Origin of the sequence: Microbacterium sp. (genome assembly GCF_051860965.1) — a bacterium.
Lineage (GTDB): Bacteria > Actinomycetota > Actinomycetes > Actinomycetales > Microbacteriaceae > Microbacterium.
On the sequence record NZ_JBIMKU010000005.1, the window covers coordinates 92343 to 104721 of the forward strand.

A 12379-nucleotide genomic window follows, 5' to 3' on the forward strand; every position below is an offset into this window, starting at 1 on the left:
GCTCACGCGCCGTAGAGCCGCGCGACATCCTTCGACTCGAGCCAGCCGCTGTACGCGGGCGACTGCGGCCACCCCTGGGGCGAGTCCTGCCAGTCCTCCTGACGGCCGTACGGCAGCAGGTCGACCAGCGGGAACGTGTAGGCGAGCTGCTCGGTGCCGCGGCCGTTCGTGTGCCACGTCCGGTAGACGGTGTCGCCATCGCGCAGGAAGACATTGACGGCGAATCCTCCGCCGGGGGGCGCGTCGACGTCGGCACCGAACGAACTGTCGGCCGTCGAGTACCAGTCCATGCGGTTGCCGACCTTCTCGCGATACGCGAGCGCCTCGTCGATCGGCCCCTGCGTCACGATGACGAAACGGGCGTCATACGGCTCGAGGAAGCCGAGCCTGGTCCACTGCGTCGTGAGGCTCGTGCAGCCACCGCACTGCCATTCCTTGCCTTCGAACCACATGTGGTTGTAGACGATGAGCTGCGACGCGCCGTCGAAGATGTCGACGAGCCGCACCGGGCCGTCCTCGCCGACGAGCGTGTAGTCGGGCATCTCGACCATCGGCAGGCGTCGCCGCTGCGCCGCGATCGCGTCGAGCTCGCGCGTCGCCGCCTTCTCGCGCACGCGCAGCTCGGCCAGTCGGGAGCGCCACTCGTCGGCGCTCACGATCGGCGGAAGCGCGGTGGTGTCGGTCGTCATGATCTGACCTCCTGTGTCTGGTCGGTGGCGTCGTCGATGGATGCCGCGGCTTCGACGCTCCCGGCCGCGGGCGTCGCGGCATCCGGCCCCTCGCCGTCCACGGGCAGCGAGGGTGCGGCGTTCTCGTATGCCTCGGTCAGCTGGCGGTACGGCTTCGACACGAACGCGAGCAGCACGACGACGAGCATGACCGCGCTCGCAGCCATGAAGGCGAGCGCGATGCCGCGGGCCTCGCCTTCGCCCAGCAGCCAGCCCCACGCGTTCTGCCCGGAGGACGAATTCATGTACGGGATGAGCCAGAACTGCGCCACGGGCCCGATCACGAATGCGGACAGCGGCGCAGCGGCCGACTCGACGCTCTGCGCGAAGCCGAAGACGCGGCCCTGCTTCTCGAAGGGCACGACCCGCTGCACGATCGTCTGCTCCGACGCCTCGGCGATCGGCATGAGGCACATGAACAGCAGGATGCCGAGGGCGTAGATCCACCACACCTCTCTGATGGCGAAGGTCATTCCCAGCACCGCGACGCCGATGTTGACCCACAGCATCGTGCGGACGGGCTTCTTGCCCAGGCCGAAGGTGGCGACGATGATGCCGCCGACGATGAAGCCGATGCTCGTGACGCCGAGCACGATGCCCCAGATCTCGACGGGGAAGAGCGTGAGCCCGTACGGGTCCATCAGCGCCATGAAGACGCCGCCCACGAGGTTGTTGAAGGTCGAGAAGAGGATGAGCGCGAGCAGCCCGGGCACCATCATGACCGCGGGCAGGACACCCTTGAGTCCGAAGTCCTTCGGTGCGCCCTCGACGTGGGCGACCCCGCGTTCGGGGATCCCCACGAACAGCAGGTGCACGAGCGCGACAGCTGTCGCGACGATGGCGATCACGATCGTCCCGCCCATGCCGGCGAAGCCGATCGACAGGCCCGAGAACACGCTCGTCACAGCGAACGCGATGCCCTGGACCGTGCCCACGAGACCGTTCGCACGATCGCGGCGATCGGCGGGCACGAGCAGCGTGACCGTCGTCGAGAGGGCGATGTTTCGCAGGTTCTCGACGACGCCGCCGATCAGGATGACGCCTGCGAAGACCCAGAACCACGGGCCGCCCCAGTCGACGAGCACGGACTCGGGGAACGTGAAGTAGAGCGCACCCGCAAACAGGTAGGAGACCAGTGTCACCATGCTCGAGAGCATCATGACGGCCTTCTTCTTGATGCGGTCGACGAGCGCGCCGAAGATGACGCCGAGCAGTGCCGTGAGCAGCATGAACGAGCCGCCGATGATCGCCGTCGCGAGCACCGACCGGGTCTCGAGGTAGGCCCAGAAGGTGAGCCCCCACCAGAGGAAGCTCGAGGTGACGTTCGCGAGCGCCGTGTTGACGAGCACCTGGTAGAAGCTGCGCAGCGTCTGCGGCCCCGGCTTCTGCTGAGGGGGTTCGGCGATCGTGTCGGTCATGGTTCCTCGTGGTCGTCGGTGCGGCGCTGCGGTGGGGGATCGTCTGCGAGTAGTGTGGATGTGGACACCGTACACATTTCGATGTTCACACCGTACACACTCGGCCGGAGTGGCGCAATGACCTTGCAGGCACGCACGTATCATCACGGAGACCTCCGACGTTCTCTCGTCGACGAGGGTCTCAAGCTCGCCCGCAGCGGCGGACCGTCGGCACTCACGCTGCGAGAGGTCACCCGCGCCGCCGGGGTCTCCCCGAACGCGGCCTACCGTCACTTCGCGGATCGTGACGCCCTGGTGCAGGCCGTCGCCGGCGAGTCCCAACTGGCCCTCGCCCGCGCGATCACGGCGCGCGTCGACGACGCTCCGTCGGGTCTCGGCCGCGCCGAGGCGTCCATCGAACGCCTTCGTCGCGTCGGTCGCGCATACATCGACTTCGCGCGGTCCGAGCCGGGCTGGTTCGAGCTCGCCTTCTTCACACAGGACACGCGCGCCAGCGACGGCATCGTGACGCTCGACGACGAGGTCGTCGCGCCGTTCCAGCTGCTGATGGACACGCTGGATGCGATGGTGGATGCCGGCGCCCTGGCGCCCGACCGACGCCCGCTGGCCGAATGGGCGTGCTGGTCGGCCGTGCACGGATTCGCCGACATCGCCGTCCACGGCCCGGTGCGCTGGCAGCCGCCCGACGTCATCGACGCCCTCGCCGCGGCCGTGGTCGAGGCGGCGATCGCGGGCGTTCGAGGGACCGCTGACCCCGCCTGATCGGACGGCCGCTCACACGGTTCTGCCAGGCAGGCCTGGGGTTTCGTCCAGACAGGGTGCGCAGACTCGAACACCGTGCCCGACCCGAGGGCACCTCGCGTCACCGTGCGGACGCACACCCGAACCGCGCACGCATCCATGCAGAAACGCTCCACTTTCACGTCCGTCCGCCGCGCCCGTCACCGCTCGCCCCTCCTCGTCGCCACGGGAGTCGTGGTCGGCGCCCTGCTCGCCTCGGGCGCTGCCGTGGGAGCCATGGCCGCCACCGGCGAGCAGCCGGTCACCGAGACTCTGGTCGACGTCACGGCGGACGCGGACCAGTCGCTCGACGCGGCCCGCGCGACCCTCGTGGACGTCGAGGCGATCGCCGACGAGATCGATGCGTCCGGCCTCGAGATCTCGAGCGCGACCGCGATCGACACGACCACGCTCCGGGACTCGATCGACCGCCTCGACGACCTCGAGACGCTGCCCCTCCTGCTCGTGCCCGCCCTCGCGGACGATGTCGAGGCGGCGACGAGCACGGCGCAGACGCGCATCGCGCAGGTCAGGGCGAAGTTCGATGAGGCCGTGGCGAAGAAGGCGGCGGCGGATGCTGCGGCCGAGGCCTCTGCGAAGGCCGCCGCCGAGGCTGCTGCGCTCGCGGCCGCGAACACCCCCGATGGAGCGAAGGCGACGGCTCAGCGCCTCATGGCCGAGCGCTACGGCTGGGGCGGCGATCAGTTCTCCTGCCTCTCGTCGCTGTGGCAGAAGGAGTCGAGCTGGAACTACCAGGCCTACAACGCCGGCAGCGGCGCCACCGGCATCCCGCAGGCGCTCCCCGGAAGCAAGATGGCCGACGCCGGGGCGGACTGGCAGACGAACGCCGCGACGCAGATCGCCTGGGGCCTGGACTACATCTCGCGTGCGTACGGCTCTCCGTGTGCCGCATGGGGTCACTCGCAGGCGACGAACTGGTACTGATTCAGGTCAGGTAGGCATCGACCAGCAGCGGACCGCGGATGTCGCGGAGCACGTCGATCAGACGGTCGAGGCTCTTGCGCGACAGCGACGACAGCTGCAGGTCGTGCGGACCGAGCTTCTCGAGCCTGCCGGTGCGGATGCGCACGACCTCCCAATGGGCGCTCCGCAGCGCGCGATCCTTGCGCAGGTCGGCCGTCTCGCGCGCGCCCACGTGCTCGAGCCCGTGACGACCCGTGCTGTCGTACTCGATCGCGATGCGCAGCTCGGGCAGCAGGATGTCGGGCCACACCTCGACGTGATCGAAGAACGGGCGCGCGACTCTCACGGCGTTGAGCCCGGACGTGACTCCGAGGCGCGCGAAGAGGTCCTGATGCAGCCGCGCCTCGACCGCCGATGCCGGTCGCGGCGCGCATTCGCTGACGAACGGCTCGCCGACCGCGAGAGCGGGCGTCTTGGCACACAGCGGCTTGGCCTTCGGACGGGTGCGGGATGCCGCGGCCGCCCGCACCCGCGGAGGCTTCGCGCGCTGCGCGCACTCGGGACACCACGCCGACCGCCGTCGCTCCCGCCCGGGTCGCGACCGCTGCTCGGTCGGCGTCGCGGCGAACGTGTGCCCCATGTCGCACTGCCACAGCAGCAGCACGTCGGCCGCCGGCGGAACCTGGGTCAGCATGATCCCCGCGTTGAGGTCGGGATGGTACTGCCGGATGAGCATCGGGTACGGCGCCCACGCCTCGCGATACGTGCCGACGGCGTAGGGCACATCGGCGCCGCGCGAGAACTGCCTGCGCGCCCACCATGCCTCGACCCGCTCGACCATGCCGGAACGCTAGCCGCGGCATCCGACACCGCCGCCGTCGGCGACTCCGCCGTCAGCGGATCATGAGTGCCTCGGTGATCGTCGGCGCCATGTCGTCCACCTGCTCCGTGCCCTCGAACGCGAAGCCGTTGCGGCGGTAGAACGCGATCGCGCGCGGGTTCTCCTTCGCGACCCAGAGCATGGCCGGGCCGTCCCCCAGCACGGCGTCGAGCAGCGCCTGACCGATGCCGCTGCCGTGATGGGTCGCGAGCACGTAGATGCTGTAGAGATGCCGGTCGCGCCGCGAGTCCGCGGCCGCGGGGCCGAAGGGCGGTCCGACGAAGGCGAAGCCCACGAGTTGCCCGCGTGCCTCGGCGACGCGCACGACACGTTCGTCGCTCGGCTCTGCGAGCACATGCCGCCACATCCGCCGTCGGCCCTCGGTGAATGCGGACGTGAAGAACCCCTCGGGCAGCAGGTGCCCGTAGGTCTCCTTCCAGGTCGCGACATGCAGCGCGACGAGATCCTCCGCGTCATCGAGAGTCGGCTGCCGGATGACGGAGTGCATCACTCCATCGTGCCAGGGCCGAGGTCGGTGATCGTCCGCGCCTCGGAGTCCCATCGCCGCAGCGACACCGCCTGCGCCTCGTGGCCCGGTGCGAGGAGCCGCAGCGCGTCGTCGAGCGATTCGCGGCGGAGCCTCCGGGCGAGCGTGACGTGCGGCGTCCAGTCGCCGGGGCGGGTGTGCGGGGCGTCCTCGCCCGGTGGGACCGCGTCGTGGACCGCGCGGTGCACATCGGCGAGGGGCTCGTCGAGCCGCACGGATCGGGCGACGACGACCCGCTCGCCGTGGTCGAAGATCAGGGGGTCGCCCAGCCGGAGGGTGAGCGGAAGCGTCGCGACCGCACCCGCGAACGCGACATCGCCGAGCTCCGGGCGCACGAGGAGGGTGATGTGCGGGCGATTGCTCGGCGCCCGATGCGCAGCGAGGCTCGAGTGCCCGGCGCGCTCGAGCCGCTCCCAGTCAGCGCGGACGAGCGCTTCGGACTGCGCGTCCAGCAGCAGCTCGATGCTGATCGTCACGAGCGTCCCTCAGCCGAACACCGCGGCGACATCGTCCCACCACGATGCCGCGGCGGCACGATGACCGGGCAGCCGACGGGATGCCTCGTCTGCAAGGCCCTCGCGCGCGCTCCACAGCGTCTGGAGCGTCGCGACGCCGTCGGATTCCGCTGCCGTGATGGGCACGACGGCATCCTGACCCCAATGGTCCAGCGCGCCGCGCTGCTTGATCGAGGTGTACTCGTCCGTCACGAGACCCAGCACCGGCACCCCGGCGGGTGCAGCGAAGACGGCCGGGTGGTATCGGCCCGTGATCAGCAGCGCCGACGAACGAGCGAGGGATGCGGCATCCCGCGCCTCCCCGGATGGCACCACGCTCGACGGGTTCCGCATCCGCGCACGCACCTCCTCGTGGAGGAGCGCGTCGCCGCGCGGAGTCGTCCCGACGAGCGGGCCGAAGTGGGCGTGGAAGGTCGCCGGCGCCCCGACCGTCTCGGTCGCGGCATCGACCAGCGCCGCCAGTCGCTCCACCGTCTCGTCTCTCGACGCACCGCCCAGGCTCAGGGAGAGACTGACCAGCACGCCGCCGCGCGCGGCATCCGCTTCCCGCATTCCGAGGAACGAGGCGTCATCGACACCCAGGCGGCTCTCGACCCCCAGGTCGGTGGCCAGGCGATGCGAGGCGGACTCCCGCACTGCGGTGAGACGGGCTCCGGCCATCAGTGCGGCGACGAGCTCGCGATCCCGGCCTTCGAGCCTCGGGCCGAGGGTCTGCCCCGAGACGACGAGGGGAACACCCGCGCGGGCGGCGATCCCCGCGAGCGCCGCGCGCTCGTAGACGTGCAGCGGCCAGGTCGAGGCGAGATTGCCGCCGCCGGCGATCACGACGCCGTCGGCTGCCGCCACCGCGCCGATCACGGCGCGCGCCGGATCGTCGTCCGCGAGTGATCCCCCGCCCTCGAGCACCGCGCGCAGCCGACGCTCGGCGGCCTCGCGGTCGAGGCCGTCGAACCGGATGCGCGGAACGGCCTCGACGCCGTACCGCACGGCCGTTTCGGAGGGAGCGGACGAGACGGCCGTGATCCGCGCACCGCGACCGACCAGCTCGTCGCTAGCCGCCTCGAACATGGCCTCATCGCCGATGTGCATCATGTCGTCGACGACGCCCACGTCGCCGATCATCACGAGTCTCATGAAACTCCTCAGGGTAGTCAGACGGCCGGATCAACGCTAGGCCAGGATGCGGCCAGGTGAAGGCCATACGATCGAGTGCCCGCCCGCGATCGGGGGGCGGAGCGAGGGGTGATCATGGGCGTGCAGACGGCTCTGGATGCAGTGCGCGAAGCACCCGGCATCATCGACGCGATGCGTCTTGCCGATGACCTGGCCTTCGAGGCCGGGCGCGACCCCGGCGTGCGCACACTCCGTGTGCTCGGATCGGCCCTCGCCGGCGAGGATCAGGTCGCGGCGATCGCCGCCGTGCACGCCCTCGCCGAGATGTTCGACGACCAGGCCGCGCGCATGCTGAGCGGCCTGCTGTCTGACGGTCGCGCGACGATCCGCGAGCACGCGGCGTGGGCGCTCGGCTCGGGTCTGCCGCGGCCGGACGCCATCGGCAGACTCATCGGACTCGTCGCGGCGGGCGGATTCACCGGCATGCTCGCGCAGCGCACGCTCGAACAGTGGTCGACGATGTCGGCCGAGACGCTGGCGGTCGCGCTCGAGACGGCGCTCATCGGCACCGAGGCCCCCGAGGCGCGGGCCCGGCTCGTCGAGACCCTCGGGCTCGTCCGCCCGGCGATCGCGACCCGCACCCTGCTGCAGGTCGCGGGCGATGCGCGAGAGCACGACGACGTGCGCATCGCCGCCGTGTCGGCGCTCGGACAGCGTCGCGGCGAACCCGGACTGACCAAGCCGCTCGAAGACCTCGTCGGCGGCGACGGCCTGCTCGCCGACGTCGCGCGCCTTGCCCTGATCGACTTGGCCGAGACGCCTCCGCTCCCCTCTCCCGGGGGACCCGGGCTCACGATCGCCCAGCTCTTCCTCCACGCCGACATCGATCCGTCGCTGGCCTCGGCCGGCGCGGGCGACAACGGGGGCATCGCGACGCTCCTCGTCCGCCTCGGTGACGCGCTGGTCGCCGATCCCTCAGCGGGGGTGCGCCGCGTGGTCACCCTGTCGCGAGGACCGGTCGCGCAGGCGGCGTCCGATCTGCTGGACATCGGGACCGTGAACTCGGGGCACGTCTACGGGCACGTCCCTCTCAAGGCGGCGCCGGTCCCGTCGGCTGCCGCGTGGCCGCTGCGCGTGACGGCGCGGCGCGGCATACGTCGCATCCTCCGCGCCGCGGGAGACGTCGATCTGCTGCACCTGCGCATGGCCGATGTGGGAAGCCTCGCGGCTGCCGATGTCGCGCGCGAGCTCGGCATCCCCGTCGTCTTCACCGTCGCCCCCGACCCGCACGGCGTGATCCAGTCGATGGATCGCTCAGGGGCCCTCACGCGCGAGCGCTTCGGAGAGATCGACCTCGAGGAGCACTACTGGTTCCGCGCTCGGCTCGTGCAGAATCTCGCCTCCAACGCGGCGCACACCGTGCTCTTCCCGCGGCCGCAGCTGCAGCGCGACATGCGCCAGCTCGTCGGCATCGACATCACCTCGCATCCGGAACGGCACACCGTCGTTGCCGAGGGCGTCGACGTGGACGTCGTGGACCGGGCGATCGTCGTCGCTCGCGACCACGCCGAAGGCGCCCCGGCTCATCCCGCGATCGCCGAGCTGCGCCAGCGCATCGAGGCCCTCGCCCCCGACCGCCGCGCACTGCCGATCATCGTGACCGTCGGGCGTCTGCATCGGGTCAAGGGCATGGCGACCCTCGTCGAGGCCTGGGCGCGGGGCCCTCTCCAGACCCGCGCGAACCTGCTCGTGATCGGCGGCGACCTCGAGAACCCCTCGCTCGACGAGCGCGAGCAGCTCGAGCGCATCGATGCCGCCGTTCCGGAGGAGACGCGTGCGCAGTCCGGACTCCTGCTCGCGGGGCACCAGCCGAACGACATCGCCGCGCTGTGGCTCGCGGCGGTGAGGTTCGGGATGCCGGGGCTCACGGCATCCCGCGGCGTCTACGTCTGCGCGAGCCTCAAGGAGGAGTTCGGCATCGCGCTGCTCGAGGCGATGGCGACGGGGCTCATGGTCGTCGCCCCCGACGGCGGCGGTCCTGCGACCTACGTCGAGAACGGCTCGACCGGCGTGCTCACCCAGACCTGGGACGCCGACCAGCTCGAGCGGGCGGTCGCGACGGCGCTGGCTGCCGCGGCCCTTCCCGAAGGCGACAGGGCCGACCGCGCGTACGAGATGGTGCGCTCGAGCTTCACGATCCAGGCGATGGCGGCGGCTCTCGGCCCCGTCTACCGCGACGTGGTCGCCGACGAAGCCGAGCTCATCCGCGCATCGGAGTCCGCCCTGTGACGCTTCTCGTCATCAGCCCGGACTACGCCTCGCATCTGCTGCCCCTCGCGACCCTCGCGACGGCGTGGCGGGATGCCGGTGACCGGGTCGTCATCGCGACGGGACCGGCGACGGACCCGATCGTGCGCGAATTCGGCATGGAGCGGCTCGACCTGCCGCTCGGGCGCGGCAGCAATGCGCGGGTGATCTCGGCAGACGACCAGCCGGAGGAGGAATCGGCGTCACTGCGCGGATTCTTCGACGCGACCAGAGTCGGCATGGTGGAGACCCTGCGCTACCAGGCATCCGAGCGGCTGACCGACCTGATGTGGGATCCCGTCGCGACGGGTCGCCGGGTGCTCGCCGCCGTCGCGAGCGTCCGGCCGTCGGCGATCATCGTCGACCACCTCGCCTTCAGCGCGCGACTGGCTCTGCAGACCGCGGGGATCGCGTACGGCGATGTCGTGCTGGGTCACCCGAGCGCTCTTCCGGTCGCGGACGAGGTCTACGGATTCCCGCCGTTCTGGCCGGCATCCTTCGCTCCCGATCCGGCGGCTCTCGACGAGCTGCACGCCCTGTGCGAGGAGGTGTCCGCCCGCTTCACCGCAGAGTGGAACCGCGCAGCGGCGGCGCTCGATCCCCGCGCCGCGCCGACGGCCGACGCGTTCGCCGAGCACGGCGAGACCGTGCTCTACAACTACCCCTCCGCCCTCGCCGCGGGCGACGGCCGAGCGCTGCCGCCGCACGCCTTCCTCGGATCTACGCGCAGGGCCGAGCCGGTCGACGTCGAGGTGGAGCGATGGATCGCCGAGGCCGGCGACTACGCCTACGTCAGCTTCGGGAGCTTCCTGTCGGTGCGCGGCGATGTGCTGCGCCGCGTGGTCGAAGCGCTCTCGATGATCGGGATGCGCGCCGCCGTCGCGACCGGCTCGACGCCCGTCTCGGAGCTCGGCGGCATCCCGGACGGATGGCTCGTGCGCGACTATCTGCCGCAGGTGCGACTGCTCGACGGCGCGGCCCTCGCTGTGACCCACGGGGGAAACAACTCCGTGACCGAGGCGCTCGGGACGGGTGTACCCCTGCTCGTGCTCCCGTTCTCGACCGACCAGTTCGCGGGGGCCGCCGCGGTCGAGCGCGTGGGCGTCGGCCGAGCGCTGCCGCCGAACTCGGCGACCGTCGACGATCTCGTCGAGGCCCTGCGCGAGGTGCGTCGGCTGCCCGCCGCGGGGCAGGACCTCCTCCGCGAGATCGCAGACGACCAGGCGCGGCATCCGGGCCCGCGGATCGCCTATGAGCTTCTGACGGGGATCTCGACGCCCACGAGCTGAGCCATCGCGGCGACGTCGCCCGCGGCGGCGCGGTAGCGCTCCATGTGCGCCGCGTTGGCGTCGTAGCCCTTGCCTTCGCGCACCTCGGCGACGTGGTGGAGGGCGTAGACGTTGCCGGCGTGGCGCACGGGCGGAGCGCCGATCAGCGTCTCGTACGCGAGGTACCAGGCGGCATCCTCGAACCCCCAGCCACGGAAGCGCTCGTCCTGTCCGCCGTGCGCAGCCCAGGTGCGAGGCGTCGTCGCGTAGACGCCGGAGCACGCGCCGATCACGAGGTCGAAGACGCACTCGCTCGCAGGGGTGCCCGCGCGCAGCTGGGCCGTGCCCTCGGCTCCGAGCCAGTGGTATTCCGTGTAGGGCAGGTGCACCCGACCGCTGGTGCGCGCCGCGGCGACGGCGGACCGCAGGGCGTCGACCTCGGGAAACGTGTCGGCGTCGTTGAGCACCACGACCTCGTCGGGGTCGACGCTCGCGATGGCCCGGTTGCGGCACGCCGCGAGCACGAAGACGTCGTCATCGGTGTCGATGGAGCGCACGGTCGCCTCGGGGATGTTCCGGGCGTACCAGTCGGTGACGAACTCGTACGCGCTCATGCGAGAGGGCGCGGGACGCCAGGGGATGACGACGGTGAAGGGTGACACCCGATCAGCGTACGTCGCCGGACGATCCCCCGACGCCCGACCATGCCACCGACGCCGAGCTCCCCGCATCCTGTCCGGATACAGGGAGCTTCGCGCGGGTCTCCGCACGTCACGGCGACTGCTCGACGACGTCGGCTCAGGAGCGACGACGTCCGGCCGTCGAGCGACGCGTGACCATGACGTAGACGAGCAGCGCGATGATCGCGCCGAGGATCGAGCCGATGATGCCGGCCGGCTGGAAGAAGCCGTCGGCGGCGTCCTGCCCGAAGAGCAGGTAGCCGAGGAATCCGCCGACGAACGAGCCGACGATCCCGAGGACGATGGTCATGAGGATGCTCATGTCCTGCTTGCCGGGGACGACGGCGCGGGCGATGAATCCTGCGATCAGACCGATGACGATGATGCTGATGATGAGACCGAGCATGGTTGCTCCTCTGATGGACGCCGATCGGCGTATCCGGTCGCGCACCGTTAGGTGCACGGATGCCGCGGGTCGCGACATGTCCGACTTCATCACCCCTCGGGGTGTGGCGGCATACCCCTGGGGGTGTAAAACTCGGGCATGCCCTCAGCTCCGCGCACGCGGCCGATCACCGTCGCCCTCGTCGACGACTACGACGTCGTGCTGAAAGGGCTGGCGCATCTCTTCGACGAGTACCGCGACCGGGTGCTGGTCGCGGAGATCGATGCGAACCGGGGCGTGAGCGATGTCGTGGACGTCGTGCTCTACGACTCGTTCGCGCAGCCGGAGTCCGATCATCACGAGATCTCGGAGCTCATCGCCAACCCGCGGGCGCGGCGGGTCGTGATGTACACCTGGAACTTCCACCCCGAGCTGATCGAGTCCGCCCGCCGGAAAGGGGTGCACGGCTACCTCTCGAAGACCCTGACCGCACCGCAGCTCGTCGCCGCGATCGAGGCGGTCCACGCGGGCGAACTCGTCTTCAGCGAAGAGAGCCGGCGTGCTCCCAGTGCACCGGGCCTCGATTGGCCGGGGCGCCTGGACGGCATCACCGACCGGGAGTCCGAGATCCTCGCCCTCATCACGCAGGGCAAGAGCAACGCCGAGGTCGCCGCCCTCACGTATCTGAGCCCGAACACGGTCAAGTCCTACATCCGGTCGGTCTACCGCAAGATCGGCGCGACGAGCCGCACGCAGGCCGTCCTCTACGGCGTCCGTCATGGATTCACCCCCGACACCCACCGCATCGACCACTGGATGGGAGGGCCGTGAGGC

The 12379-nt window shown here is 70.8% G+C and carries 13 protein-coding genes; 5 read left to right on the forward strand and 8 right to left on the reverse strand.

What is annotated here, in order from left to right:
* Positions 1 to 2: 2 nt before the first annotated feature.
* Positions 3 to 689 carry a DUF899 domain-containing protein gene (locus ACTIFV_RS10880; RefSeq protein WP_439592794.1) on the reverse strand — a complete coding sequence of 229 codons (687 nt, stop codon included), beginning with the start codon at positions 687 to 689 and terminating at the stop codon, positions 3 to 5.
* The gene (locus tag ACTIFV_RS10885; RefSeq protein WP_439592795.1) at positions 686 to 2146 is read right to left on the reverse strand and encodes an MFS transporter; all 1461 of its coding nucleotides are present in this window, start codon (positions 2144 to 2146) and stop codon (positions 686 to 688) included. The genes ACTIFV_RS10880 and ACTIFV_RS10885 overlap by 4 nt, the downstream gene beginning before the upstream one ends.
* A 117-nt stretch (positions 2147 to 2263) precedes the next feature.
* On the opposite strand from ACTIFV_RS10885, the gene ACTIFV_RS10890 reads away from it, so the two are divergent.
* Together ACTIFV_RS10890 and ACTIFV_RS10895 are read left to right on the forward strand one after the other, a co-directional pair.
* On the forward strand, positions 2264 to 2908 hold the full coding sequence (locus ACTIFV_RS10890) for a TetR/AcrR family transcriptional regulator (RefSeq protein WP_439592796.1): 645 nt from the start codon (positions 2264 to 2266) through the stop codon (positions 2906 to 2908).
* Between the two features lie 138 nt (positions 2909 to 3046).
* Positions 3047 to 3871 carry a phospholipase gene (locus ACTIFV_RS10895; protein WP_439592797.1) on the forward strand — a complete coding sequence of 275 codons (825 nt, stop codon included), beginning with the start codon at positions 3047 to 3049 and terminating at the stop codon, positions 3869 to 3871.
* Between the two features lies 1 nt (position 3872).
* Here the strand turns inward: ACTIFV_RS10895 and ACTIFV_RS10900 are convergent, their stop codons facing one another.
* Genes ACTIFV_RS10900 through ACTIFV_RS10915 form a run of 4 tightly spaced genes read right to left on the reverse strand, consistent with a single transcriptional unit; the run spans position 3873 to position 6926 of the window.
* Entirely contained in the window at positions 3873 to 4691 is an 819-nt protein-coding gene (locus tag ACTIFV_RS10900) for a zinc-ribbon domain-containing protein (RefSeq protein WP_439592798.1), read from the reverse strand.
* A gap of 52 nt (positions 4692 to 4743) precedes the next feature.
* A complete protein-coding gene (locus ACTIFV_RS10905) occupies positions 4744 to 5238 on the reverse strand; it encodes a GNAT family N-acetyltransferase (RefSeq protein ID WP_439592799.1) in 495 nt (164 codons plus the stop codon).
* Positions 5238 to 5753 carry a 2'-5' RNA ligase family protein gene (locus ACTIFV_RS10910; RefSeq protein WP_439592800.1) on the reverse strand — a complete coding sequence of 172 codons (516 nt, stop codon included), beginning with the start codon at positions 5751 to 5753 and terminating at the stop codon, positions 5238 to 5240. Before ACTIFV_RS10910 ends, ACTIFV_RS10905 begins: the two co-directional genes overlap by 1 nt.
* A 9-nt stretch (positions 5754 to 5762) precedes the next feature.
* Complete coding sequence (locus ACTIFV_RS10915; protein WP_439592801.1) at positions 5763 to 6926, reverse strand: polysaccharide pyruvyl transferase family protein; 1164 nt, start codon at positions 6924 to 6926, stop codon at positions 5763 to 5765.
* A gap of 114 nt (positions 6927 to 7040) precedes the next feature.
* Between ACTIFV_RS10915 and ACTIFV_RS10920 the strand changes: the two genes are divergently transcribed.
* Positions 7041 to 9194 (forward strand): glycosyltransferase, encoded by a 2154-nt coding sequence (locus tag ACTIFV_RS10920; protein ID WP_439592802.1) that lies wholly within the window; start codon positions 7041 to 7043, stop codon positions 9192 to 9194.
* Complete coding sequence (locus ACTIFV_RS10925; RefSeq protein WP_439592803.1) at positions 9191 to 10501, forward strand: nucleotide disphospho-sugar-binding domain-containing protein; 1311 nt, start codon at positions 9191 to 9193, stop codon at positions 10499 to 10501. Before ACTIFV_RS10920 ends, ACTIFV_RS10925 begins: the two co-directional genes overlap by 4 nt.
* Here the strand turns inward: ACTIFV_RS10925 and ACTIFV_RS10930 are convergent.
* Positions 10462 to 11142, reverse strand: a complete 681-nt coding sequence (locus ACTIFV_RS10930) for a hypothetical protein (RefSeq protein WP_439592804.1) — start codon at positions 11140 to 11142, stop codon at positions 10462 to 10464. The two genes, ACTIFV_RS10925 and ACTIFV_RS10930, sit on opposite strands and share 40 nt — an antisense overlap.
* Positions 11143 to 11278: 136 nt before the next feature.
* The gene (locus ACTIFV_RS10935) at positions 11279 to 11566 is read right to left on the reverse strand and encodes a GlsB/YeaQ/YmgE family stress response membrane protein (protein ID WP_439592805.1); all 288 of its coding nucleotides are present in this window, start codon (positions 11564 to 11566) and stop codon (positions 11279 to 11281) included.
* Between the two features lie 138 nt (positions 11567 to 11704).
* Between ACTIFV_RS10935 and ACTIFV_RS10940 the strand changes: the two genes are divergently transcribed.
* Entirely contained in the window at positions 11705 to 12376 is a 672-nt protein-coding gene (locus ACTIFV_RS10940) for a response regulator transcription factor (RefSeq protein ID WP_439592806.1), read from the forward strand.
* The last annotated feature ends 3 nt before the right edge of the window (positions 12377 to 12379 follow it).